Genomic DNA, 24,630 nt, shown 5'->3' with positions numbered 1-24,630 from the left:
CCCGCGCCTCGGCTGACTAGCTCTCGCTACGCCGTGGTAGATACAAGGTCGCTGAGGCGGCCTTTTCTTTTTTACTTGCCCGCCGGAATCCCGGTAGGCTGGATATAACCCATCTTCCAGGCGATCAGGATGCAGACAAACAGCAGGACGGAAAAGCCGACACGAAACGCCAGTGCGCGCGCCATGTTGCTGGTTTTCGCCTTGCCGCCAGTGCCGTCCTTCAGCATGAAAAACAGGGCGGAAGCCAGGCTCGCGAGGATGGCCAAAAATGCAAGTGCAACAAGGTAGTTCATGAACCGGATTATCCGCGTATGAGTCCCCGCTTGCTCCAGCCGCGTTTTGTGGTGCTGACGGTGGCCACCGTACTGATGGTCACCCTGACCTTCTCGCTGGGCCAGTGGCAGGTGCGCCGTGCCGCGCAGAAAGAAGCGCTGCAGGCCGCCATTGATGCACAGAAAAGACTTCCAGCCCTTGATGTACGGGCGCTGCTAGCTACTGAAAACATAGCAGATGTGATGCACCGCGAGGCGGTGCTGCAGGGGACATGGCTGGCTGCGCACACGGTGTACCTGGACAACCGGCCCATGGACGGCAAGTCCGGCTTCTGGGTGGTGACGCCGCTGCTGCTGGCCGACAGCCAGCAGGCGGTACTGGTGCAGCGTGGCTGGGTGCCGCGCGACTTCACCGACCGCACACGTTTGCCGGACGTCGGCACGCCTGAAGGTCAGGTCCGTGTTTCTGGCCGCATGGCCCCGCCGCCGTCCAAGCTTTATGAGTTTGCAGGCGCTGCGTCGGGCCGCATCCGGCAAAATCTTGATTTGCCGGCCTTCAGCGCCGAAACCGGAGTTCTCTTGTTGCCGGTTTCGCTGTTGCAGACCGGGGCAGCCAGCGAGGGCCTGCTGCGCAACTGGGCGGCGCCCAACACCGGGGTGGACAAGCACCACGGGTATGCCTTCCAGTGGTTTGCGTTGTGCGCGTTGCTGGTTGGCCTGTATGTCTGGTTCCAGCTGGTTCTTCCGCGCCGCAGGTCTTCCGTTCCTTCTTCTGTTCCAGATAGCGATTTACCGTGACACCTTCACAGCCTCCTTCCTCCGCAAGCGTCGGCCGTGACCAGCCGCTGGACCTGACCGTGCACAGCCTGCCGCAGGCCGATGCGGCCGCCGCCACCGCGCGGCCTGACACACGCGCCGGCCGCTGGAAGATGTTGGCTGTGTTGCTGGTCTGCGCCGCGCCGGTGATCGCCTCCTACTTCACCTACTACGTGATCCGCCCGGAGGGCCGGCGCAACTACGGTGAGTTGATCGATCCGCAACGGCCGCTGCCGGCGCTGGGGGCCTTGGCGACCGACGGCAAACGCATCGAATTGCCCGAACTCAAGGGCCAGTGGCTGCTGCTCAGCGTGGCCGGCGGCGCCTGCGATGCGGCTTGCCAGCAGCACCTGTATTTCCAGCGCCAGTTGCGCGAGTCGCTGGGCCGCGAGAAAGACCGGCTGGACCGCGTCTGGCTGGTCAGTGATGCCGCGGCGATCCCCGATGCGCTCACTACCGCGCTGCAAGGTGCCACGGTGCTGCGCGTGACCGGCCTGGACCAATGGCTGCAACCCGCTGCCGGCCAGAAGCTCTCCGATCATCTGTATGTGGTGGACCCGATCGGCAACTGGATGATGCGTTTCCCGGCCAACATGGACGCGGCTGGCGCCGCGCAGGCCAAGCGCGATCTGGAACGCCTGCTGCGTGCATCGAACTCGTGGGACAAAGCTGGCAGGCCATGACCCCCACGCTTTTCACTTCGTGTAATGCGCTGCCCCCAGAGGGGGCCGCTGCGCCTGCGGGCTGGCAGAGCCAGACCCGCGGCCCCTGCTTGGCTAAGAGTTCAACGCCGCGTGTGTTTCGCGCTGTTTAAAGATGGACGCCCCCGATCTTTACAACCTGAGCCCGGCACTGCGCCTGATGGGTATGGGCCTGGTGCTGGCGCTGGGCCCTCTGGCCTGGGTCTGGTTGCGCAACAAGAATCAGCCGGTGGCGCGGCGCCTGCGTGTGCTGACGCTGCTGACGCTGTTTTTGACCTTTGACCTGGTGCTGTTCGGCGCTTTCACGCGGCTGACTGATTCGGGCCTCGGTTGCCCCGATTGGCCCGGTTGTTACGGCCATGCCAGTCCGGTCGGTGCTGCCCAGCCCATCAGTGAGGCGCAGGCGGCCCTCCCCAGCGGGCCGGTCACGCAATCCAAGGCCTGGATAGAAATGATTCACCGCTACCTGGCGACGGGGGTCGGTGTGCTGATACTGACACTCGCTGTGGTCACCTGGCTGGCAAGTCGCGCGCATAGCCGCTCCCGTTCAGCCGGGGCCGCGGATCCGGCTTCGCCGGTCCGCAGGCGCAGCGGCCCCCTCGGGGGGCAGGGAGCACACGCAGTGGACGACCGTGGGGGCGTTATTTCTTTCTGGTGGCCCATGGCGACACTGGTCTGGGTTTGCATCCAGGGCGCTTTTGGCGCCCTGACGGTGACCATGAAACTGTTCCCGCTGATCGTGACCCTGCACCTGCTGGGCGGGCTGATCCTGCTGGCGCTGCTGCAGGCGCAGGCGGTGCGTTATGCGCAGGCCCATGGGGCCAGGCGGCCGGTGCTCTTGCCACGAGGCGTCGGGCTGCTGCTGGCCGCGACCTTTGTGCTGCTGTGGCTGCAAATTGCGCTGGGCGGCTGGGTCAGCACCAACTATGCGGTCTTGGCTTGCACGGACTTCCCTTCGTGCCAGGGCAGCTTCTGGCCCGCCATGAATTTCCGCGAAGGCTTCACCTTCTGGCGCGCGCTGGGCGCCGGGCTGGACGGAAACAACATCAGCTTCCAGGCGCTGACCGCCATCCACTATGTGCACCGGCTCGCCGCTTATGGGGTGTTTGCCGCCTTGCTGGCGCTGGCCTGGCAGTTGCGGCGGATTCCCGCGATGCGCCTGTATGGCAACTGGGTGGGCGGTCTGGCGCTCTGGCAGTTCGCCACCGGACTGAGCAACGTCGTGCTGGGCTGGCCGCTGATCGCTGCGGTGTCGCACACCGGCGGCGCCGCGGCGCTGGTGGTGGTGCTGACGGGGGCCCTTTTTTCGAGCCGGCGCGGCCCGGACACCTCAAGTACTGCAAAATCAGGGGCTTCCTCCTTATGACCCCTTCAGATTCCTCCGCTGCCGTAGCGGTTCCTGCTTTTGTGCCGTCGAAGTTTGCGCAGTTTTATGCGCTGACCAAACCGCGCGTGGTGCAACTCATCGTGTTCTGCGCGTTGATCGGCATGGTGCTGGCCGTGCCCGGCGTGCCGGGCTGGGCCGAGATCCAGCTGGCCCTGGTCGCCTGTGCCGGCATCTGGCTGGTGGCCGGTGCGGCGGCGGCCTTCAACTGCCTGGTCGAGCAGCAGATCGACTCGAAAATGAAACGCACGGCCTGGCGCGCCACAGCGCAGGGGCAGATCAGCAACCCGCTGACGCTCGCGTTCTCCACGCTGCTGTGCGCGGCCGGTTCGGTCATCCTGTACGTCTGGGTAAACCCGCTGACCATGTGGCTGACCTTTGCGACCTTTGTTGGTTATGCCGTGGTCTACACCGTGATCCTGAAACCGCTGACGCCGCAAAACATCGTGATCGGCGGCGCCTCCGGCGCCATGCCGCCGGTCCTCGGCTGGGCCGCGATGACCGGCAACGTGGCGCCTGAGGCGCTGATCCTGTTTTTGATCATCTTCCTGTGGACGCCACCCCATTTCTGGGCGCTGGCGCTGTACCGCGTGGAAGACTACCGCAAGTCCGGTCTGCCGATGCTGCCGGTGACCCACGGCAACGCGTTCACGCGGCTGCAGGTTTTCCTCTATACGCTGGTGTTGTTTGCCGCCTGCCTGATGCCTTTTGTCTTCAAGATGAGCGGCTGGTTGTACCTGGTGGTGGCCATTCTTCTGAGCGTCGGTTTCAGCGGGTATGCGTGGAAGCTGTGGCGCAATTATTCCGACGCGCTGGCGCGCAAGACCTTCCGTTTTTCGCTGATCCACCTGTCAGTTTTATTCGCGGCGCTGCTGCTGGACCATTACCTCGTATGAGCTTCTCCCCGACTTTTTCCGGCAAACGAAATGCTATCAAGTTGATAGCTGGCGGCGCTTTGTGGACAGGGGCTGGAGGCCTTTTTGGCTTGATGTCCGGGTGTACAGAGGCAAAACCGCAATTCACCAGCATCGACATCACCGGCGCCGACTACGCGAAGGACTTTGCGCTGGCCGACCACAATGGTCAGATGCGCAGCATCAAGGACTTTGCCGGCAAGGTGGTGGTGGTATTTTTCGGATTCACCCAGTGCCCGGATGTTTGCCCGGCCTCCATGGCCGAGCTGGCCGAGATCAAAAAGACGCTCGGTACCGACGGCAATCGCCTGCAGGGCCTGTTTGTTTCGCTGGACCCCGAGCGCGACACGCCCGAGGTGCTCAAGGCCTACATGGCCAACTTCGACCCCAGCTTTCTGGCGCTGCGTCCCGCACTCGACAAGCTGCCGCAGGTCGCCAAAGACTTCAAGATTTACTATAAAAAAGTCGACGGCAAGACGCCGGGCAGCTACTCGCTGGACCATTCGGCCGGCAGTTATGTGTTCGACCCCCAGGGCCGGGTACGCCTGTACAGCCGCTACGGCAGTGGCGCACCGGGGCTGGCGGCTGACGTCAAGCTGCTGCTCAAAGGCAATTAGGACTTTTTCTGACCAAAAAAAAGCCTGCACACGATGGTCGTATGCAGGCTTCGGGTACGGCCAGTGGGGACCGCACCAGTCAAAAGTGTCAGGCCATCACGCGTACGCGGCCAGGACCTTCTTCATCTTTTTCATCGCCGCCACCTCGATCTGGCGGATACGCTCCGCGCTGACCTTGTATTCAGCAGCCAGGTCGTGCAGCGTCATGCCGCCCGAGCCGTCGTCGTTGACCTTGAGCCAGCGTTCTTCGACGATGCGGCGTGAGCGCTCGTCCAGCCCATCCAGTGCCGTCGAGATGCCGTCACTGGCAAGGTAGTCGCGCTGGCGCGATTCCATCAACATGGTCGGTTCCTGCGTCGCGTCCGAGAGGTAGGCAATCGGGCCAAAGGCCTCCTCACCGTCGTCGCTCGGACTTGGGTCCAGCAACACATCGTGGCCCGACATGCGCTGCTCCATTTCGATGACTTCCTCACGCTTGACGTTCAGCGTTTTCGCCATCGAGCTGATCTGGTCTTCCGTCAGCGTGTCGCGGTGCGTCGCCACATCGGCGTCGTCCTTGAACCCCTGCTTCATCGAGCGCAGGTTGAAAAACAGCTTGCGCTGGGCCTTGGTGGTCGCCACCTTGACCATGCGCCAGTTTTTCAGGATGTACTCGTGCATCTCGGCCTTGATCCAGTGCAGCGCATAACTCACCAGGCGCACGCCCTGGTCCGGATCGAAGCGTTTGACCGCCTTCATCAGGCCGATGTTGCCTTCCTGGATCAGGTCGGCGTGCGGCAGGCCGTAACCGAGGTATTTGCGGGAGGTGGCCACGACCAGACGCAAGTGAGAGAGCACCAACTTACCGGCAGCGTCAAGATCGTTGTTGTCCTTGAGGCTGCGTGCGAACTCCTGCTCCTGCTCCAGGGTGAGCATCGGCAAGCGGTTGACCGCAGAAATATAAGCGTCCAGATTGCCCAGCGGCGGCAGCAGCGACCACGGATTGGCGCTCGCCAAGGCCGTGCTGGCGGGTGTCACTTTGGGGGAAAGCGCATAGGACATGAGGCAAAACTCCTTTTCTGAAGTCAAATATTAGCACTCTGTTGGAGAGAGTGCTAAGCAATAGGTTCAATGACGTGCATAGGGTCAGGCTATACGCGTAAACCCTAGGTCATCTCCCTTATTGGTACCTGATCGTGCGCTTTGGTTCAGTCGGCTGCTGTAGGAGAGCAGCCAGACTTGGAGCGCGCAAAGTCGCGCGCATCGCCCATCGGCCCTGCTTGGGCGGGTGGGACGGTGGGACGCCTTCTCAGGGACGCGCCAGCGCGGTCAAGGTCCGCACATCGGTGGCTGTGCCGACTGCCCAGCAGGCCCGGATCAACTGCGCCGTTTTGGCTGCACCGATCACCGCGTCCGACATGCCGCTGAACTTGGCTTCCAGCATGGCGTCGGTCATTGGGTTCTGCAGCGAGCCAATCGCATGTTCAACAAACACATGGACGCGTCGGCCATCGCTCAGCACGGCAGTCACGTCGGCGCTGGCCTCGTCGATGGAATCGTCCACTGTGGCCACCACCTTGCGGCGCAATGCCACCATGTCGGGCCGGTTGACGATCTCGTCGGAAAACTCGTCCTCGGCGGCGCGGCCAAAGGTGAGACCGGCGGCGCAGCCGTGGTAAACGCTGAATTTGGCCTGCAGGCCGTCCTGCGGCTCCTTCTTGCCGGTGAGTTCCAGCACCAGCGAATGCACCTTGAGCTCGATGCTGGCAATCTGGTCCGGTGTCACGCCCTGCGCGCGCAACTGGGCGCAGGCGTCGATGCTCGGGTGAATCACGATGCCGCAGGCAAAAGGTTTGTAGCTGTTGAACGAAATTTCGAAACGCTGACCGAGCTCGCCAGTGATTTCGTTCCAGTCATTTTTGGTCGAGACGGTTTGCATCATGCCGCGCGGCGCTTCCAGCGCTTTGGGGCTGGCGGTGTAGCCCTGGCTGGCCAGCAGCGCCGACATCAGGCCCGCGCGTGCCGCGCCGCCGGGGTGGAAGGGTTTTGTCATGGTGCCGAACTGCTCACGCATCCCGACCGGCTGCGAGGCGGCAATGCCCAGCGCCATCGCGGTTTTCTGCACGTCGAGCTTGAGCAGGCGCGCGCAGGCGGCGGCGGCACCCAGCGTACCGGTCGAGCCGGTGATGTGCCAGCCGCGGTCGTAATGTTCCGGATACATGGCGTTGCCGACGCGGCAGGACACGTCGATGCCCAGCACCAGCGCGTCGATCAGTTCCCGGCCCGAGGCACCCGTGTGTTCGGCCAGCGCCAGCACCGCCGAGGCCACCGGCCCAGCGGGGTGGATGATGGTTTTCAGGTGGGTGTCGTCGAAGTCGAAGGTGTGCGAGGTGATGCCATTGATCAGGGCGGCACTGGCCATGTCAACCTTCTCGCTGCGGCCCAGCACGCTGGCTTGCGCAGCGGGCTGCAGCATGTTGACGGCCGCCAGCGCCGCGTCGGCTGCTTCGTGCTGCGCGGCACCGACCGCGCAGCCCAGCCAGTTCATGAAGGTGCGGTACGCCTCGTGGTCAACCGCAGCGCTCCAGCCGCCTGCCAGGAAGCCGGGGTGGGTGGCCACATGTTGGGCCAGGATCTGGGTGACGGGCGGGGCGTTGTGGTCGGCGGCGACCTGGGTATTGCGGGCCATGGGTTCTTTCGGCTGATTGCCAGGGGTTGAATACGCTATAAAAAAAGGATCTGTCTGCCCACGTCAGTTATGGGCTGGAGGCTGATTTGGCTTGTAAATGTCAGCTGTCGAGCTGGATCCCGCGGGCACGCGCCAACTGTGTCCATCGCGCAATGTCAGCTTTGATGAAGTTGCCGAACTGCTCCGGCGTCATCACCTGCGGCTCGATCGCCTCGACCGAGAGCTTTTCGCGCAGGTCGGGTGCGCGCAGCACGGTGGCCAGGGTGTCGTTGAGCTGTTTCACGATGGGGGCCGGCATGCCTGCCGGGCCCACCACGCCGTACCACTGCTGGGCATCAAAACCCTTGAAGCCGGACTCGTCCAGCGTCGGCAGGTCCTTGAACTGCGGATGCCGCTGCAGCCCCGTGACGGCCAGCGGCCGCACCCGGCCAGAGCGGATGTGCGGCACGGCGGCAGCCAGGCCGGGGAACATGGCCTGGGTCTGGCCGCCTATCAGATCGGTGAAGGCTGGCGCAATGCCGCGGTAGGGAATGTGCACCATGAAAGAGTTGATCTGCTGCTTGAACAACTCCATGGTCAGGTGGGTCAGCGAGCCCTGTCCGGCCGAGCCGTAGCTCACTTTGCCGGGGTTCTTTTTGACATAGTCGATGAATTCCCGGATGTTGGTCACCGGCAGCGAGGCATTGACCACCAGCACATTGGGCGTGCCGCCTATCATGCCGATCGGCGTGAAGTCCTTGATGGCGTCGTAAGGCAGCTTGCGGGTGGCAGGGCTGGTGCCGTGGGTCGCCACATAACCCTGCAGCAGGGTGTAGCCGTCGGGCGCGGCGCGGGCCGTCGCCTGGCAGGCGATCACGCCGCCGCCGCCGCCCTGGTTGTCCACCACAAAATTCTGTTTGAGCAGATTGCCCCAGCGTTCGGTCACGGTGCGGCCGACCATGTCGCTGCCGCCACCGGCCGATACCGGCACGATGTAGCGTATGGCTTTGGACGGATAGGCCGCCTGTGCAAGGGCAAAACCGGGCAGGCCGATCAGCGCGGGCGCGGCCTGAAGAAGGGTGCGTCTTTTCATGGTGTGTCTCCGGATGGTTTTGTAAAGCGGGTAAAAAATCAGGGCGCTGGTGCCGCATCGATCAGGCGCTTGAAGGCGTCGCTCACATGGCGCGCCATCAGGGCCTCGCAACGCTGCGGATCACCGTCACGGACGGCCTGGACGATCGCCAGGTGCTCTGCGATCGAGGCCTGCATGCCGTAGTCGTGTGACAGGTTTTTCAGGCGCGACAAGTGCAGCTTCTGCACGATGTCGCGATAACTGTCGGCCAGGGTCTGGTTGCCGGTGGCTTCGACCAGCGCCCAGTGAAAACGCAGGTTCTCACCGTAATACCGCTGGACTTCATGGCGACTCACAGCGTCTTGCATGGCCAGAGCGGCGTCTTCCAGAACAGCCAGCAGGGCCGCTCTGGCCGCAGCCGGCAATTGCGCGGCCTGGCGCCCGGCAAAACCGTCGAGCAGGCTGCGCATCTGGTAGAGGTCGCGGATTTCGGGCGCGTCCAGTTGGCGCACAAACACGCCCGCATGTTTGCGCGCGACCACCAGGCCGGAGCTTTCCAGCTCGCGCAGCGCCTCGCGCACCGGCACGCGGGAAACGCCGAGGCGGGCAGCCACATCCGGCTCGTTGATGCGTTGGCCGGGCACCAGCACACCCTTGAGGATCAGCGACAACATGTCGCCCTTGACCAGTTTGGCCAGCGGGGTGTCACGGACTTCGTTGAAGCGGTCGGCGGAGGATTCGGTGAGCCAGGGCAGCATGCTTGAGTCGGTTTTGGGATGTCTTATATCGTATACGAAAGTGGTTGCAGACGAGGCCAGACGGTATCAAGGTAAGGCATAACGCGGAATGAAGATCAGAAATGTGGCCGGCGCTCATGCCGACCAGTGCGCTCAAGGCAGGCGTTTGTCGTCGCGTATTTCGCGAACTTCCACGTCGACAACGTCGGTTGCGCGCGCCGGGGTGGTGCCCGGTGCACCGGCACGCGGCCAGAAGGCATCGGGGGAAAACTTCTGGAAGCGACCGAAGACCATGGGCTGGGGTTTCTTGCCGGTGATCAGCGCCTTGAGCAGGCCCAGGCTCATCACAACCAGCGCTGCGGTCAGCAGGCTGATGGCAAAAACCGCCGCCAACACCCAGAGGACCAGGCGCAGGATGAAACGCAGAAAGCTGCTGACGAAAGATGGCAAGAGTGGATTCCCGTTAAAAGCAGTCTGACCCAGATGCGGACCAATGGTTGCACTTCAAGCTACCAGCGCAAACCCAGCTTGGTGAAAAGTTTGCTCAACACAAACAGCGGCCCAACCCACAGGTACTGGATGTCTTCAAAAAACGAGGGTTTTTTGCCTTCCAGCTTGTGGCCGATGAACTGCGGTATCCAGGCGCCGACAAAAATCGCCACCGACAGCTCCAGCACCATGGATCCCATGGCGAACAGCACAGCAACGCTGAGCGCCGACCACACCAGCATGGTGACGAGAAACACCAGCGACAGGCGCGCGTAATAGACCATGCTCGCCGCAATGAAGGCATAGGCCACCCAGGGGTGTAACGCGAACATCATGCCGACCAGACTCAGCATGATGAGCGGGATGGCGATGAAGTGGATGATTTCGTTGGTCGGGTTGCGGTGGCTCGCTTCGTAATGCGCCAGCAACTGGTCAACGCGGCGTGTAGCTGCAGGACAGTGGGAAGCAGTGGTGTTCATGGTGACCTCCGGGGTCACTCTAAGGCATCCGGTCAGGTTACCGCTATCAGGGGAACCACCGCCCATGCAAGCTCCGGGCGGAGCCTGCGCTGCGCGAGGATCATGCCGCCAGCAGGTCGAGCTGGTTTTTCAGGGCATCGGCAATCGTCAGTCCCGACAACATCGCCTGTTGCTCCAGGCTTACTCTGCGGGCGCCGGCCAGACGCACGCCATCGTCGACCAGCATCTCGCTGACCAGGGTTTCCATGCGTTCGTGATACACATCGCGGCCAGCCAGTGCACCGGGATCAATCACCACAAAGGCCTGCCCGATGCGCGGGGCGTTGCCTTCATCGACAAAAAACGAGGAGGCTTCAAAGCCGAACTGCGCACCGACAACGGCCGTCACCAGCAGTTCGACAATCAGTGCCAGCATGGCGCCCTTGGGGCTGCTGACAGCGCCCAGCGGCAGCATGGATCCGGCCAGCGCGGCCTCGGCATCGGTGGTGGGCTGGCCCTGGCTGTCCAGTGCCCAGCCCAACGGAATCGGACGCCCCTCTTTGGCTGCCAGCATGACCTTGCCGCGCGCGACCTCGCTGAGGGACAGATCAATCATCAAGGGGGCGGCATGGCGGCGGGGAAACACTGCCGCTACCGGGTTGGTGCCGAAAATCGGGTGTTTGCCGCCAGCCGCCGGCATGGCCGCCGGCGAGTTGGCAAAACCCAGGCCCACCATGCCGGCGTCCGCCACCGCGCGCAAATGGTCCACCAGCACGCCGCAATGGTGGCTGTTGGTGACGCCGGCAAAACACACGCCCAGTGATTGCGCGGTGGTGATGGCGGTCGAGATCGCGAGGTCACAGGCCGGAAAGGCCAGGCCGCGCTTCGCATCGACCAGCAGCGCCGCGCCCTTGTGGCGCGCGATCACCGCCTGGACAGTGCCGTCGGCCCGGCCATTGCGCAGGTGCGTGGCGTATTGGGGAACGCGGCTCAGCCCGTGCGAGGCCAGGCCCTGCGCTTCGGCGCGCACCAGCGCCCGCGCGGTGCTGGTGGCCATGGCTTCGCCTGCGCCGGCCTTGCGCAAGGCAAGCGTGGCGAGGCGGGTTGCCGCTTCGATCGACAGATGAGCCATGACCCAGATGCTCAGGCGCTTTCGAACAGGCGCGTCAGCACAAATTCGCGGTGGCCGAGTGCTTCGGCGGCCGTGAAGCGGCCGTTGGCGGTGCGCAGCATGCTTTCCAGCAGCTTGTCACCGGCCTGGTCCAGCGTGATCTCGCGTTGCAGCAGGCCGGAGGTGTCCACGTCGATGTGTTCACTCATCAGGCGCACCGTGCGCGGGTTGGAGCAGATCTTGATGACCGGAACAATCGCGTTGCCGATCACATTGCCCTGGCCGGTGGGGAAGAAATGCACGGCGTAGCCGGAGGCGGCGCACAGCGTGACCATTTCGGCGGCGGCGCTCGACGAGTCCATGAACCACAGGCCCGGATGGGTCGGCATCTCGGCCTTGTCGATGACACCGTCCACGGTGCACTTCTTGCCGATCTTCTGAATGTTGCCGAGCGCTTTTTCCTCGATGGTGGTCAGGCCGCCGGCGATGTTGCCCTTGGTCGGCTGCGAGTCCGACAGGTCGCTGGTTTTGTGCCGGTCAATCATCGCCTGGTAGCGGTTGAACATGAACATGAACTGATCACGGATTTCGTCGGTGGCGCAGCGCTCGGCCACAATTTTTTCACCGCCGGTGATCTCCGAGGTTTCGCCGAAACACAGGTAGTTGCCCAGCGGGTGCAGCTTGTCAAAGGCATTCCCGACGGTCGGGTTGGCGCCGCAGCCGGAGGTGGTGTCGGACTCGCCGCACTTGGTCGATACCCACAGTTCGGAGATCGGGCAAACCTCGCGCTGCTTCTCGCTGGCCCACTGCACATACTCACGGGCGGCTTTGGAGGCGCGCATGATGGTCTCGTGGTCGCCATGGCCTTCGATGCCGAAACCGACCACCGGCTTGCCGGTGGTGGCGATGCCGTCCACGACTTTTTTGGTCCAGCTGTCCTCAATGCCAATGACCACAACCGCTGCCACGTTGGGGTTGCAACCCGCGCCTATCAAAGTGCGGAAGTGCAGCTCCAGGTCGGCGCCAAACTGCAGGCGGCCGTAGGGGTGCGGGATCGCCATCGCGCCCTTGATGTTGTGGGCCACGGCTTCGGCGGCGGCGTTGGACAAGTCGTCCAGCGGAAGAATGATCACGTGGTTGCGCACACCGACCCGACCGTTTTCGCGGCGGTAGCCCAGGAAGGTGGTGTTTTTATCGATGACTGACATGGGGAATCCTTTAAAAATCTATGCGGATTTGATGGCTCAGCCGGCGTAGCGCGCGGCCTGCAGGCGAGGCGCGAACCGCAGCCGGGGTAGCACCCGGCGAGGATTCGCAACGACGCATGCGGGTCGCGCAGTAGCTGGATGGGCCGTCAAATTACCAGCGCTTGGTTTTAATGTTGTGCACATGGGCGTGCTGGCCGGCCTGGATGTCGGCCACGACCTTGCCCATGTCGATGCCGTACTTCCAGACGGTGTCGCCGGTGCGCATGTCCTTGAGCGCCACCTTGTGGCCAATCGGGATGTCCTGCTGCGCCTTGACATTGATCATGCGGTCTTCATCCATGATCCAGCCGGTCATGTCCATGCCCGACTTCACACCTTCCACGACCACGACCGCCACGGTGTCCTTGGCGTCATGCAATACAAAATGAATCATTGGTTTTCCTGAGTTCGAAGTTTGAATCGAAGCGCCAGTCTAGGCCGCCAGCACACGCTGTCAATCAACTCATATAAATGACTTGTACGTCACCGGCCTCCAATGGTCCAATAGCCCGGTGCAGGCCAGAAACAAAACCGCTCCCCAGACAACCTCCCCGGCGGACGATTCGCTCCCGCTGTACCGCCAGGTCAAGCGGGAGCTGCAGAAAATCATCGAGGATGGGCATTACGGCCCTGGAAAACCCCTGCCCAGCGAAGCCACGCTGGCGCTCGCCCTGCAGGTCAGCATTGGCACGCTGCGCCATGCGGTCGACGAATTGGTGCATGAACATGTGCTGGTGCGGCGCCAGGGCAAGGGCACCTTTGTAGCGCCGCACAACCGCGCGCGTTTCATGTTCCAGTTTTTTCATGTGGAGCCGCGCTGGGATCCGGAAGACGACACACCACACGAGCAGGTTTTCCCCGATATTGACTGCATCGCTTTTGCGCGGGAGCAGGCCGATGAGGCCGAGGCGCGGGCGCTTCGCATCAAACCCGGCGACGCAGTCTTCAGGATAGAAAACAAACTGGCGTTGCGTGGACGCGTGGTGATTCATGACCGCTTGATACTTTCGGCAGCGATGTTTCGTCATCTGACCGAGAAACGTTTTTCCGAACGACCGAGCACGATCTACGCCTTGTTCCAGACCGATTTCGGTATCACGGTACTGCGCGCGCAGGAGCGGGCCCGCGCCGTTGCGGCGGGCCGGGCGGTGGCGCGCATCCTCGGTGTGTCCGCTGGTGCACCGGTGATGGAGGTGCATCGGCTGGCGCTGACCTTTGGTGACAGGCCAGTGGAATACCGTGTTTCAACGATCAACACGCAGGCGCACGACTACGTCAGCATGTTGTCGAAATCGCCATGAACCGGGGCTGGGGCCTGCGTGAGCTGCCACGCCGCTGGCGCGTGCAAATGGGCCTGCATTTTCCGGGCGTGCTGGTGTGTGGGGTGATCGCTCTGGCGGCCACCTTTGTGTCGGAACACTATGGCGGCCCGCAACTGCTGTATGCGCTGCTGATCGGCCTGGCCTTTCATTTTCTCAACAGTGACCCGCGCGTGGTCACGGGCATCAACTTCTGTGGCCGAACCGTGCTGCGCGTGGGTGTCGCCTTGCTGGGTGCGCGCATCACCTTTGCGCAGGTCGCCGAGCTTGGCCTGCAGACGGCGCTGTTGATGGTGCTGGCGGTGGTACTGACCATCGGGTTTGGCCTGTTGCTGGCGCGCTGGCTCGGTTGCGCACGTGACGAAGGCGTGTTGACCGGCAGTGCCGTGGCCATCTGCGGCGCATCCGCGGCGCTGGCGGTGTCTTCAGTGTTGCCGCAGACCCGCGAGAACGAGCGCTTTACCTTGCTGGCCGTCGTCGGCGTGACCGTGCTGTCCACCGTGGCCATGGTGATTTACCCCTTCAGCCTGAATGCCATCGGCTTGACGCCGGGGCAGGCCGGGATTGTGCTTGGCGGCTCCATCCACGACGTGGCCCAGGTCGTGGCCGCCGGCATGATGCTGGGCCCGCAGGCTGGTGATACCGCGACCCTGGTCAAGCTGTTTCGTGTGATGCTGCTGATGCCGGTGGTGCTGGTGATTGCGGTGCTTTACCGCAACCATGCGGCCGTCAGGACGCCGGAGACCGAGGTGCCGCTGATCCCCGGCTTTTTGCTGGCCTTTATCGTGCTGGTGATGCTGGCCAGCGTGGGCACCATCACGCCCGATATGGCTGGGGTTGCCGGCGACGCATCGCGCTGGATGCTGGTCACGGCGATTGCTGCAGCCGGCGTCAAGACCAGCTTTGAAGATCTGCTCAGGCTCGGCTGGAAACCGGTGGCGCTGCTGGTGGGTGAGACGGTGTTTATCGTGGCCTTCGTGGTGGCCGGGGTGTTGCTGTTGAAACTCGGTGCAGCCTGACCGGTTGCGGCCTCAGGCCAGCAGGGCCTGCGAAAACTCGCGTGCGTTGAAGGTTTCGAGGTCTTCCAGTTTTTCGCCAACACCGATGAAATACACCGGTACCGGTCGCAGCGCCGGCGACGTTTTCTGGCGTTCACGTGCCCACAGCGCAATCGCTGCCAGCACGCCGCCCTTGGCCGTGCCGTCGAGCTTGGTCACGATCAGGCCGGTCAGTTGCAGGATGTCGTCAAAGGCCTTGACCTGACTGAGCGCGTTCTGGCCGGTGTTGCCGTCAATGACCAGCAACACTTCGTGAGGCGCGGTGGGATCGGCCTTGGCGACCACGCGTTTGATCTTGCGCAGCTCCTCCATCAGGTGCAGTTGCGTCGGCAGCCGCCCCGCCGTGTCGATCAGCACCACGTCCTTGCCGCGGGCCTTGCCAGCGCTGATTGCGTCAAAACTCACGGCGGCCGGGTCGCCGCCCTCCTGGCTGACGATCTCGACCAGGTTGCGGTCGGCCCAGACCTCCAGTTGTTCGCGCGCCGCCGCGCGAAAGGTGTCTGCCGCCGCCAGCAGCACCGAGGCGCCTTCGTTGGCCAGGTGCCGCGTGAGTTTGCCAATGGAGGTGGTTTTGCCCGCGCCATTCACACCGGCCACCATGATCACGGTCGGCTTGAATTCGCCGATCACCAGCGCCTGCTCCAGCGGCTTGAGCAACTGCGTCAGGGCATCGGTCAATATGTTCTTGACGGCCACCGGATGTGTCACGCCGCTGTCCTTGACGCGGCGTTTGACCTCGTCCAGCAGGTAGCTGGTGGCACCAGTGCCGGCATCGGCCATCAGCAACGCTGATTCGAGGTCTTCATAAAGTTCCTCGTTGATCTGGGTGCCGGTGAACACGCCAGAAATGCTGGCACCGGTCTTGTGCAGGCCCGAGCGGAGCTTGCTGACCCAGTGTTCGCGCACTGCCGGCGCAGCGCCGGGCAAAGGGATCTCGATGGGGGTGACCAGCGCACTGCCGATGAGGCTGCCGGCCGGGAGGGGCGCGGCAGGCGGGACAGTCAGCGCGCCAGGCGTGGCGACTGCTGTGATGTCGGGGGTGGGGGACGGCAGGGGCGCAGCCGGAGCGGCAACGGGGACGTCAGCAGGTTTTTTTTTCTTGAAGAAACTGAACATTGGGTGAGCTTTGGAGTCACACTATTCTATGAAACACAGGGGACAGCATTCCATGGGGTTATTGAACCGATTTTCCGCGTCAGCACGCAGCACTTTTTTCCTGCTGGTTCTGTGCCTTCTTCTCCCTTTGATGGCCCCTGCGGCGCGGTCGCAGTCCGCACCGGCGGCGCCCGTCACGCAGTTCCGGCTCGCCAACGGCCTGACCGTGATTGTCAAGACTGACAGGCGTGCGCCTACCGTGGCCCACATGCTCTGGGTACGGGTCGGCGCCATGGACGAGGTCGACGGCACCACGGGAGTCGCCCACGTGCTGGAGCACATGATGTTCAAGGGCACCCCCAGCCTCAAGCCTGGCGAGTTCTCACGCCGTGTGGCAGCGCTGGGCGGCCGTGACAATGCTTTTACTTCGCGCGACGCCACTGGCTACCACCAGCAGATTCCCTCGGACAAACTCGAAGAAGTGATGCGCCTGGAGGCCGACCGCTTTGCGCGCAACCAGTGGGTCGACGATGAGTTCAAACGTGAGCTCGAAGTGGTCAAGGAAGAGCGCCGCTTGCGCACCGAAGATTCACCACGCGCGCTGATGTATGAAACCGCCAACGCCATCACCTTTGTGGCCTCGCCTTACCGGCGGCCGGTGGTGGGCTGGATGAGCGACCTGGACGCCATGACCCCCGATGACGCCCGCGCCTTTTACCGGCGCTGGTATGTGCCCGGCAATGCGGCGGTGGTGGTGGCTGGCGATGTGGATGAGGCGCAGGTGCGCCGGCTCGCCGAAAAATATTACGGCGGCATCGCGGCCAGCCCGGTGCCCGCGCGCAAGCCGCGCTTGGAGCCGCCCCAGACCGGCCTGCGCCGGCTCGACTTCAAAGCCCCTGCCAGCCAGGCGTATGTGAGCCTGTCCTTCAAGGTGCCCGGCCTGCGTGCGGCCGATGCCGCGGAGGGCAGCGACAACTTCAACCGCGACGCGCTGGCCCTGACGGTGTTGTCGGCGGTACTCGACGGCTACAGTGGTGCGCGCCTGGCGCGCGCCCTGACCCAGGGTGACGATCGCCTGGCCGACAGTGCCGGCGCGTCCAATGGGCTGATCGGCAGAGGGCCGCAAATCTTCACGCTGGACGGTGTTCCGGCAGAGGGCAAGACGCCGCAGCAGGTGGCCGATGCGCTGCGCCAGCAGGTCGCGCTGGTGGTGCGCGACGGCGTGAGCGAGGCAGAATTGAAACGCGTCAAAACCCAGTGGATCGCCAGCGAAACCTACAAGCTCGACGCTGTCTTCAGCCAGGCGCGCCAGCTCGGGTCGTACTGGATCAACGGCCTGCCGCTGGATGCCGACACCCGCCTGATTGCGCAGTTGCGCACCATCACCGGCGCAGAAGTACAAGCCGTGGCCGCGCGTTATTTCGGCGACGATCAATTGACCATGGCCACCTTGCTGCCGCAGCCGCCGGACCCGAACCGACGGCCGCGCACGCCGGCTGCGGTGTCCCGGCACTGATGCCTTTTTCCGATTCCAGACCCCCCATATCTGAAGGTTGCATGTGAAAATTGCTATCAAAAGTAGAGCTGTAGCCGCTTGTCTGTTATGGGCTACAGCCATTTTTTATCACAATCTGGTGATGGCAGCGATCCCTGTGCAGCACTGGACGCAAGCCAGTGGTGCCAAGGTCTACCTGGTCGAAAGTCCCGCCATTGCGATGCTGGATGTACAGCTTGACTTCGATGCGGGCAGCCGGCGCGTGCCGGCGGGCCAGGCCGGCCTGGCGGGTGCCACGGCCGCCTTGCTCTCCAAGGGGGTTGCAGCGCGTGGCACCGATCGCGCGCTCGATGAAAACGCATTGGGCGAAGCCTGGGCTGATCTGGGCGCGTCCTTCAGCGCTTCAGCGGGTCTGGACCGTTTCAGTTTTTCGCTGCGCAGCCTGACGGAGCCTGAGTTGCTGAACCAGGCCGTGTTGCTCGCGGCGCGGCAAATCGCCGAGCCGTCTTTCCCGGCGGACGTCTGGCAACGCGACCGGCAGCGGCTGGGGGCCCAGCTCAAGGAGTCCTACACCCGGCCGGGCAGCGTGGCGGCGCGGGAATTTTCCAAGACCGTGTATGGCAACCATCCCTACGGTCATGAGCTGACCGAGGGCACGCTGGCGCGCATCAGTGTGGCCGACATGCGGGCTTTTCACGCGGCGAATATCACCCGCTGCAACGCGCGCGTCAGCCTTGTGGGTGCTGTGACGCGTCCGCAGGCTGATGCACTGGTGGCCCGCCTGCTGTCACGCCTGCCGGCGCTGGACTGCGCGGTCGCCAAGCCACCGGCTGCGGTCGCTGAAGTGGCGCCGCTGGAGGCGGCCCGGTTGCTGACCATTCCCTTTGACTCTGCGCAAGCCCATGTGCTGATGGGACAGCCCGGCTTCACGCGCAAGGACCCGGACTTTTTCGCCATCACCGTGGGAAACTACATTCTGGGCGGCGGCGGCTTCGTCTCGCGCCTGACCGAGGAGGTGCGCGAAAAGCGCGGCCTGAGTTACAGCGTCTACAGCGCATTTTCTCCAGGCCGCCACGCCGGGGCTTTCACGATCGGTTTGCAGACCCGGCCCGACCAGGCTGCGCAGGCGACCGAGGTGGCGCGGCAGGTGCTGGCGAAGTTTGTGACCGAAGGACCGACCACTGCCGAGCTCCAGGCCGCCAAGGACAACCTGATTGGCGGCTTTCCGCTGCTGATCGACAGCAACCGCAAGTTGCTGGGCAACCTGTCGAACATTGCCTGGAACGACCTGCCGCTGGATTACCTGGACACCTGGACCGCTCAGATTGCCAAGGTCAGTGCGGCCGATATCAAGGCCGCTTTTGGGCGCAAATTGCAGCCAGAAAAAATGCTGACCGTCACGGTGGGAGCCGCGCCATGAAGTACACACCCGCAACCGCCGCGCCGGCTGCCGGCAAGCCGGCTGCGCGCGCCAAATCCGGCAAGGTCGTGGCCCGCAAATCGGTGCCGCCTGGCGAGATCCGCATCATTGGCGGACAGTACAAACGCACCAAATTGCCAGTGCCCGACAAGCCCGGCCTGCGGCCTACGCCCGACCGCGTGCGAGAAACATTGTTCAACTGGCTGGGCCAGGACCTGACTGGCTGGCGCTGCATTGATGTGTTTGCCGGCACCGGCGCGCTGGGTTTTGAAGCTGCCTCGCGCGGTGCGGCCGAGGTGGTGTTGTGCGAACAGGATGCGGCTCTGGTGGCGCGCCTGAAGACGCTGCAGCTCAAGCTGCAGGCGGCCATGGTCAAGGTGGAACGTGGCGACGGCATCGCGCTGCTCAGGCGGCAGTCGCCGGGCAGCCAGCAACTGGTGTTTCTCGATCCGCCCTTTGATTCGCCGCTGTTCGAGGGCGCCCTCAAGGCGGCGGCCCAGGCGGTGGCTGAGCCCGGTTATGTCTACCTCGAAGCGCCCAAGGCCTGGGACGACGAGGCGCTGGCGACCTACGGCCTGAAGATACACCGCAGCGGCAAGGCTGGCGCGGTGCACTTCCATCTGCTGGTCCGGGCCGGCGCGCCTTCGTAGCCCTGCAAGCGGCAGGGACACGCGGCGGCGCAGGGCGCCGGGCATAATTGGTCCATGGCGACCCCCTCCCGCATTGCTGTCTATTCCGGCACCTTCGACCCCTTCACGCTCGGTCATGCGGATGTGGTGCGGCGTGCCGCTGGCCTGTTTGATGAACTGATCATCGGCGTGGCCGCTGCCCACCACAAGAAAACATGGTTCAGCCTTGACGCGCGTATCGCGCAGGTGCGGGCCGAGACGCACGGCATGGGCCGCGTCCGCGTCTTGCCTTTCGACGGCCTGATCATGGATTTTTGTGCTGCCCAGCAGGCTGTCGCGGTCGTGCGCGGCATCCGCAACCTCACCGACTTCGACTACGAGGCCCAGATGGCGGCGATGAATCGCAAGCTGCGGCCCCAGGTCGAAACCGTTTTTCTGCTGCCCGACGCGCCGCTGCAATGCATCAGCAGCACGCTGGTGCGAGAGATCAGCAAGCTGGGCGGCGACGTGTCGCAGATGGTCAGTTTGAGTGTCGCTACCGCTTTGCAGCAGGCGCAGAAAAAGGGCTGACCATGGCCTTGCTGATCACCGACGAATGCATCAACTGCGACGTGTGCGAGCCGGAGTGCCCGAACCAGGCCATCTACATGGGCCCCGAGATCTACGAGATTGACCCGCAGCGTTGCACCGAATGTGTCGGACACTTTGACGAGCCGCAGTGTGTGCAGGTCTGTCCGGTGGCTTGCATCCCCCTGAACCCCGACTTCATCGAGAACAGGGAAACGCTCTGGCAGAAGTACCAGCGGCTGCAGGCGGAGTCTGCGGCGGGTGTTCAGGCGCGGGTTTTATAAGCAATTTCGGGTGCCAGCCCATTTCCGGTGGGCGTGGGTAGCTATTGAATTTATAGCGAATCATTGATTTGCGGTCATCCCGGACATGATCCGGGATCCATGTTTAATAACTCATACCGCTTGATGCATCACCGTTCGGGCTGAGCGTGTCGAAGCCTGTTCAAACTCTACTCTTTGTGGTTCACCAGCAAGCCGGGTCTCGTCCTGGCGGGCGACTTACTTTTCTTTGCTTCGCCAAAGAAACCTAAGGAAAAGAAAGACGACCCGATGGTCTGGGTCCCCTGCGCTGCGCTTCGGGGCAACCTCCGGTGCTCGGTAAAAGCGGGGTCTTGCTCGAACTCGGCTTCGCCTCAGACAATCGCTCGCCCTGATCCGCTTTTGCCTGCGCTCCTCGGCCCAGCCCGACGGGTGGGGGATGAACCCATGCGGGGACAAAGATCCGGAGTGCAGGAGGCGCGAAGCGCTTCCTGCACGGGAATCCCGAGAGTCCGTCATGTTTGCACGCGAGCGCAGCGCACGCGGCCAGATGAGGCGCCCTTCCCTCGCCCAGCGGGGCGAGGGAAGGGCGGGGGGTTGGGAGTGGGGAGTTAAACCTACCGTCCGTTTGGGACCGCAGGCGCAGCGTGATGCTTGTTCACAGACTTCACGCTGCCCGCAAACGCGGCGCCGGTAACAATCCCGCATGTAGCCAGGCCCGGTCCAGCACGGCCGGTGACACGGTCTCCTCCGGAATCAGCAGGTAGTCCTTCGCCCGCATGACCCGGCCGACGCCGACGCGGCTGGTCAGCACCGTCATGGGGATCGCCAGCAGCAGCGGCAAGCCGACCGGCAGCAGCCACACCAGGGCGCGTGCATCGATGGCGGCGATGCCCAGGGCCAGCAGCGCGATGATGCTGCTCATGGGCGCGAAACGCAGCAGCGCGTCGCGCCATGGCACGGCGGCTGCTTCACGTGGAGGCGACTTCCAGTCGAGCTTGAGGCCGGTGATGGCAGCGATAACAAACAGCGAATGCGCGAGCATGCGGATCGGCGCCTGCAGCAGGGCGATGACGGTTTCCAGCGCCGCACTGCGCAGCAGGCTGAAGCGCCCGCCAAACGCCTGGGCCTCGCCCTTGATCAGCACAGCCGCGATGCCGAGCACGCGTGGCAGGAACAGCATGGACAGGGTCCAGGCCCAGAGCGCGGCGAGTTCGGCGGGCACCAGCATCCAGTCGGTCATGATGTGCGAGCCTGACAGCCACAGCGCCGTACCCAGCGTCAGGAAACACAGCCACAACGGCGCCGACAGGTAGGACATGGCGCCGGTGCCGAACATGGCGCGGTGCACCGGGTGTATGCCGGGTTCGGCGATCAGCCGCGAGTTCTGCAGGTTGCCCTGGCACCAGCGGCGGTCGCGCTGCAGTTCGGCCAGCAGGTCAGGCGGCTGCTGCTCGTAGCTGCCGACCAGGTCGGAGGCCAGCCAGACGTGGTAACCGGCGCGGCGCATCAAGGCGGCTTCAACAAAGTCGTGTGACAGGATGCCGCCGGACATGCCACCTTTGCCCGCGATGGGCGCCAGCGCGCAATGTTGCATAAAAGGTGCCATACGCAGGATGGCGTTGTGGCCCCAGTAGTGCGACTCGCCGAGCTGCCAGAACTGCATGCCCAGCGTGAACAGGCGGCCTGTCATGCGCGAGGCGAACTGCTGCGCGCGCGCATGCAGGGTGACGTGACCGATGGATTGTGTCGCGGTCTGGATGATGCCGGCGCTTGGGTTGGCTTCCATCAGCTTGACCATGTTGACCAGGCAGTCGCCGCTCATGACGCTGTCGGCGTCAAGCACGATCATGTAACGGTAGTCCTTGCCCCAGCGGCGGCAGAAGTCGGCGACATTGCCGGCCTTGCGATGGGTGCGGCGCTGGCGCAGGCGGTAATACACCTCGATCAGCGGCTGGCCAGCTTGTGCCGCCAATTGCATGCGCAGCTCTTCCCAGGCCGTGCGTTCGGCCTGCTGGGTTGCCGGGTTGTTGCTGTCGGACAGCACAAACACGTCGAAGGCGGCGGTGTGGCCGGTGGCTGTCACCGATTCACAGGTGGCGCGCAGGCCGGCGAACACGGTGCGTACATCCTCATTGCAGATCGGCATGATGATGGCCGTGCGAGCCGAGGCGTCCAGCGTGTGCCCCGCCACGCTGCGCGCCGTCAGCGCGAATTTGTCTCCGCGCAGGGTCACGTAAAAGCCCATCAGCGCGGTCATGAAACCAGTCACCACCCAGGCCGACAGCAGGCCGAACAGGGCGATCTGCCCGTATTCCAGCCAGGCGCTGTCGTAGTCGGGCTGCATGTCAGCAAACAGCGCTGTGGCAGAGGCGGTACTCAGCACGGTCAGCGCCACCAGCACGGCGCGCCGGCGTTGGGCCGCGTGTTGCCAGGGCGCCATCGCGCCGATTGCAGGGGCCGGGCGGGCGCTGCCGGTCAGACGCAGTAGCAGGGCCGTGCCCAGGCTGTTCCAGAAACCGCGCCAGGGGCGCGGGGCCATGGACCCGCGATTGATCGGCGGCGTGGTGACGGAGTTGGGATGTCGCTCCTCGCGCAAGCGGCTGCGTGTTGAAACCGCCGGCAGTGGTGCGCCAGGCTCTAGGGGGTAACGAGGGTGGTCCATGTTTCGCTCACTGTGTGGTTGTTGTGTTGGAGAAAGGCGCGCAACTCAACCGGTTTGGCCGGGTTGATGCGTTGCACGCGCAGGGTCATGCGCCATTGGCCGTTGACCGGGTTGCGGTAGGCATGGCTTTCAACCACGCGGCCGTTGCTGTCGCTGGAGACGACGGCGCGCACTGGCGCGTCGTCCTTGAGGGCATCGAGCGCCGGGCCGGCAAAGTCGATGACGTAGGAAATGGCTTGCGCAAGTGTTGGCGCGTCGAGCTTGTTGAAGCCGATGCCGAGGCGCGACTGGGTCACCCAGCCGTTGGGCGGGCGCTGCTGCTTGTCGCCCTGCCAGGCCAGCTGGTAGGCAAAATTGAGCGACTCGCCGGCTTGCGGCAGGCGGTCCGGCACCCAGTAAGCCGCCACGTTGTCGTGGGTTTCGTCGGGTGTGGGCAACTGCAGCAGCTCGACCCGGCCCGGACCCCAGTCACCGATCGGCGTGACCCAGGCACTGGGGCGCGCTTCGTAACGCGCCTCGGTGTCTTCATAACTGGTGAACAGGCGGTCACGCTGCATCAGGCCGAAGCCCTTGAGGCCTTTCATGGCAAAGGACGTCGCGACGGGGGCCTTCGGGTTTTGCAAGGGGCGCCACAACCACTCGCCGTCGCTGCTGGCGATCATCAGGCCGTCGGAATCGTGGACCTCCGGGCGGAAGTCGCCGGCGCGCGGCTGGTTCTCGCCAAAGAAAAACATGCTGGTCAGCGGCGCCAGGCCCAGCGTGGCGACGCGCGGGCCGGCGCCGGCGCGCATGAAGACACGCGCATGGACCTCCGTCACGGTCTGTTCGCCGGGACGGATATCGAAGCGATAGGCGCCGGTCATGCGTGCGGAGTCAAGCAGCGCGTAGAGGGTGATCTGCTTGGCACCCGGCGCAGGTTTTTCGAGCCAGAAATCGGTAAACCGCGGAAATTCCTCGGGGCGGCCGCCGGCGCCAGCGGTGTCCACCGCGAGTCCGCGTGCCGACAGGCCATAACGCTGGCCGGTACCGAGGGCTCGGAAGTAACTCGCGCCGAGAAAAACCACCAACTCGTCTTTGTAGGCAGGTGAGTTCAGCGGCGTGTGGATGCGGAAGCCGGCGTGGCCGAGATCGCCCCAGCGCGCGGGCTGGAAGCGGTTCTTGCCGAAACTGAAATCACCGGGTTTGTAGGACAGCGCCTTGTTGCCGGTGGCAGACAACTCGTGGATGCGGACCGAATCGTTCTGGCGGCCGACGTGGAAAAACTTGGCTTCGTACGGCAAGCCGTCGGCGCGCCACAAGGCCTTGTCGTCCCTGAAACGGATGTCGCGCAGGCCGTCGTAATCCAGATGTTCGAGTTCGGCGGGGATGGCCTGGCGCACCGGCTGGTAAGGGGTTTGGGCACGTTGCTGGGCCAGTTTGGCGACATCGTCCAGGCTCCAGGCCTGGGCCAGACCGGTCAGCAGCAGGCCGCCCAGCAGCAGGGCCAGGCGGGCCGCCCGCGCCATAGCTGCGCGGCTTGAAATCAAGGGAGAAAGCAGAACCATGCACTGACAAGGGCAAACCCTGTGCCAGGCATGAAAAACTCAATTAAATCAAAGGCTTGGAAGCGATTCGGCTAAAGCCCCGGGCACCAAGCCCGGAAAACTAGGGGGAAACC

25 protein-coding genes are annotated in these 24,630 nt (G+C 63.9%); 12 read left to right on the top strand and 13 right to left on the bottom strand.

What is annotated here, in order from left to right:
• Positions 1 to 71 precede the first annotated feature (71 nt).
• A complete protein-coding gene (locus tag ACH2CW_RS10815; protein ID WP_395057946.1) occupies positions 72 to 293 on the bottom strand; it encodes a twin transmembrane helix small protein in 222 nt (73 codons plus the stop codon).
• 18 nt (positions 294 to 311) lie between these two features.
• Between ACH2CW_RS10815 and ACH2CW_RS10810 the strand changes: the two genes are divergently transcribed.
• From ACH2CW_RS10810 to ACH2CW_RS10790, 5 genes are all read left to right on the top strand, one after another.
• Positions 312 to 1,070: an SURF1 family protein gene (locus tag ACH2CW_RS10810; protein ID WP_395057944.1), complete on the top strand. Its 759-nt coding sequence runs from the start codon at positions 312 to 314 to the stop codon at positions 1,068 to 1,070.
• On the top strand, positions 1,067 to 1,771 hold the full coding sequence (locus ACH2CW_RS10805; protein ID WP_395057942.1) for a hypothetical protein: 705 nt from the start codon (positions 1,067 to 1,069) through the stop codon (positions 1,769 to 1,771). Before ACH2CW_RS10810 ends, ACH2CW_RS10805 begins: the two co-directional genes overlap by 4 nt.
• 133 nt (positions 1,772 to 1,904) lie before the next feature.
• Positions 1,905 to 3,155, top strand: a complete 1,251-nt coding sequence (locus ACH2CW_RS10800) for a heme A synthase (RefSeq protein ID WP_395057940.1) — start codon at positions 1,905 to 1,907, stop codon at positions 3,153 to 3,155.
• Positions 3,152 to 4,069: a heme o synthase gene (gene cyoE, locus ACH2CW_RS10795; protein WP_395057938.1), complete on the top strand. Its 918-nt coding sequence runs from the start codon at positions 3,152 to 3,154 to the stop codon at positions 4,067 to 4,069. Before ACH2CW_RS10800 ends, cyoE begins: the two co-directional genes overlap by 4 nt.
• Complete coding sequence (locus ACH2CW_RS10790) at positions 4,066 to 4,704, top strand: SCO family protein (protein WP_395057936.1); 639 nt, start codon at positions 4,066 to 4,068, stop codon at positions 4,702 to 4,704. Before cyoE ends, ACH2CW_RS10790 begins: the two co-directional genes overlap by 4 nt.
• A gap of 96 nt (positions 4,705 to 4,800) precedes the next feature.
• Here the strand turns inward: ACH2CW_RS10790 and rpoH are convergent, their stop codons facing one another.
• From rpoH to ACH2CW_RS10745, 9 genes are all read right to left on the bottom strand, one after another.
• Complete coding sequence (gene rpoH, locus ACH2CW_RS10785; protein WP_395057934.1) at positions 4,801 to 5,745, bottom strand: RNA polymerase sigma factor RpoH; 945 nt, start codon at positions 5,743 to 5,745, stop codon at positions 4,801 to 4,803.
• 247 nt (positions 5,746 to 5,992) lie between these two features.
• Positions 5,993 to 7,372: an MmgE/PrpD family protein gene (locus ACH2CW_RS10780; RefSeq protein ID WP_395057932.1), complete on the bottom strand. Its 1,380-nt coding sequence runs from the start codon at positions 7,370 to 7,372 to the stop codon at positions 5,993 to 5,995.
• 100 nt (positions 7,373 to 7,472) lie between these two features.
• Positions 7,473 to 8,444: a Bug family tripartite tricarboxylate transporter substrate binding protein gene (locus ACH2CW_RS10775; protein WP_395057930.1), complete on the bottom strand. Its 972-nt coding sequence runs from the start codon at positions 8,442 to 8,444 to the stop codon at positions 7,473 to 7,475.
• 38 nt (positions 8,445 to 8,482) lie between these two features.
• Entirely contained in the window at positions 8,483 to 9,181 is a 699-nt protein-coding gene (locus tag ACH2CW_RS10770; protein WP_395057928.1) for a GntR family transcriptional regulator, read from the bottom strand.
• Between the two features lie 132 nt (positions 9,182 to 9,313).
• On the bottom strand, positions 9,314 to 9,610 hold the full coding sequence (locus ACH2CW_RS10765; protein WP_395057926.1) for a hypothetical protein: 297 nt from the start codon (positions 9,608 to 9,610) through the stop codon (positions 9,314 to 9,316).
• A 59-nt stretch (positions 9,611 to 9,669) separates the two neighbouring features.
• Positions 9,670 to 10,128 (bottom strand): DUF962 domain-containing protein, encoded by a 459-nt coding sequence (locus ACH2CW_RS10760; RefSeq protein ID WP_395057924.1) that lies wholly within the window; start codon positions 10,126 to 10,128, stop codon positions 9,670 to 9,672.
• A 100-nt stretch (positions 10,129 to 10,228) separates the two neighbouring features.
• Positions 10,229 to 11,239, bottom strand: coding sequence for an Ldh family oxidoreductase (locus tag ACH2CW_RS10755; protein WP_395057922.1), 1,011 nt, complete (start codon positions 11,237 to 11,239; stop codon positions 10,229 to 10,231).
• Between the two features lie 11 nt (positions 11,240 to 11,250).
• The gene (locus ACH2CW_RS10750) at positions 11,251 to 12,426 is read right to left on the bottom strand and encodes a UxaA family hydrolase (RefSeq protein WP_188705644.1); all 1,176 of its coding nucleotides are present in this window, start codon (positions 12,424 to 12,426) and stop codon (positions 11,251 to 11,253) included.
• A gap of 151 nt (positions 12,427 to 12,577) precedes the next feature.
• Positions 12,578 to 12,859 carry a UxaA family hydrolase gene (locus ACH2CW_RS10745; RefSeq protein ID WP_395057920.1) on the bottom strand — a complete coding sequence of 94 codons (282 nt, stop codon included), beginning with the start codon at positions 12,857 to 12,859 and terminating at the stop codon, positions 12,578 to 12,580.
• A 118-nt stretch (positions 12,860 to 12,977) separates the two neighbouring features.
• Here ACH2CW_RS10745 and ACH2CW_RS10740 point away from each other — a divergent pair, with 118 nt between their 5' ends.
• Both ACH2CW_RS10740 and ACH2CW_RS10735 read left to right on the top strand, forming a co-directional pair.
• Complete coding sequence (locus ACH2CW_RS10740; protein ID WP_395057918.1) at positions 12,978 to 13,766, top strand: GntR family transcriptional regulator; 789 nt, start codon at positions 12,978 to 12,980, stop codon at positions 13,764 to 13,766.
• A complete protein-coding gene (locus ACH2CW_RS10735; protein WP_395057916.1) occupies positions 13,763 to 14,803 on the top strand; it encodes a YeiH family protein in 1,041 nt (346 codons plus the stop codon). The genes ACH2CW_RS10740 and ACH2CW_RS10735 overlap by 4 nt, the downstream gene beginning before the upstream one ends.
• 12 nt (positions 14,804 to 14,815) lie before the next feature.
• On the opposite strand, the gene ftsY is transcribed toward ACH2CW_RS10735, so the two are convergent.
• Positions 14,816 to 15,958: a signal recognition particle-docking protein FtsY gene (gene ftsY, locus ACH2CW_RS10730; RefSeq protein ID WP_395057914.1), complete on the bottom strand. Its 1,143-nt coding sequence runs from the start codon at positions 15,956 to 15,958 to the stop codon at positions 14,816 to 14,818.
• Positions 15,959 to 16,088: 130 nt separating this feature from the next.
• On the opposite strand from ftsY, the gene ACH2CW_RS10725 reads away from it, so the two are divergent.
• From ACH2CW_RS10725 to ACH2CW_RS10705, 5 genes are read left to right on the top strand one after another with little or no spacing between them, the layout of a single operon-like run.
• A complete protein-coding gene (locus tag ACH2CW_RS10725; RefSeq protein ID WP_395057912.1) occupies positions 16,089 to 17,453 on the top strand; it encodes a M16 family metallopeptidase in 1,365 nt (454 codons plus the stop codon).
• A 43-nt stretch (positions 17,454 to 17,496) separates the two neighbouring features.
• On the top strand, positions 17,497 to 18,852 hold the full coding sequence (locus ACH2CW_RS10720) for a M16 family metallopeptidase (RefSeq protein ID WP_395057910.1): 1,356 nt from the start codon (positions 17,497 to 17,499) through the stop codon (positions 18,850 to 18,852).
• Entirely contained in the window at positions 18,849 to 19,502 is a 654-nt protein-coding gene (rsmD, locus tag ACH2CW_RS10715; RefSeq protein WP_395057908.1) for a 16S rRNA (guanine(966)-N(2))-methyltransferase RsmD, read from the top strand. The genes ACH2CW_RS10720 and rsmD overlap by 4 nt, the downstream gene beginning before the upstream one ends.
• Before the next feature lie 54 nt (positions 19,503 to 19,556).
• A complete protein-coding gene (coaD, locus tag ACH2CW_RS10710; RefSeq protein WP_395057906.1) occupies positions 19,557 to 20,051 on the top strand; it encodes a pantetheine-phosphate adenylyltransferase in 495 nt (164 codons plus the stop codon).
• Positions 20,052 to 20,053: 2 nt separating this feature from the next.
• Entirely contained in the window at positions 20,054 to 20,332 is a 279-nt protein-coding gene (locus ACH2CW_RS10705; RefSeq protein ID WP_395057904.1) for a YfhL family 4Fe-4S dicluster ferredoxin, read from the top strand.
• A gap of 643 nt (positions 20,333 to 20,975) precedes the next feature.
• Here the strand turns inward: ACH2CW_RS10705 and mdoH are convergent.
• Positions 20,976 to 22,973: a glucans biosynthesis glucosyltransferase MdoH gene (gene mdoH, locus ACH2CW_RS10700; RefSeq protein WP_395057902.1), complete on the bottom strand. Its 1,998-nt coding sequence runs from the start codon at positions 22,971 to 22,973 to the stop codon at positions 20,976 to 20,978.
• Entirely contained in the window at positions 22,949 to 24,517 is a 1,569-nt protein-coding gene (locus ACH2CW_RS10695) for a glucan biosynthesis protein G (protein WP_395057900.1), read from the bottom strand. Before ACH2CW_RS10695 ends, mdoH begins: the two co-directional genes overlap by 25 nt.
• Positions 24,518 to 24,630: the final 113 nt, after the last annotated feature.

Source organism: Polaromonas sp. (genome assembly GCF_043778355.1).
Lineage (GTDB): Bacteria > Pseudomonadota > Gammaproteobacteria > Burkholderiales > Burkholderiaceae_C > Polaromonas.
The sequence above is the reverse complement of the archived record's forward strand: the minus strand, read 5'-3'. Positions and strand labels throughout refer to the sequence as shown.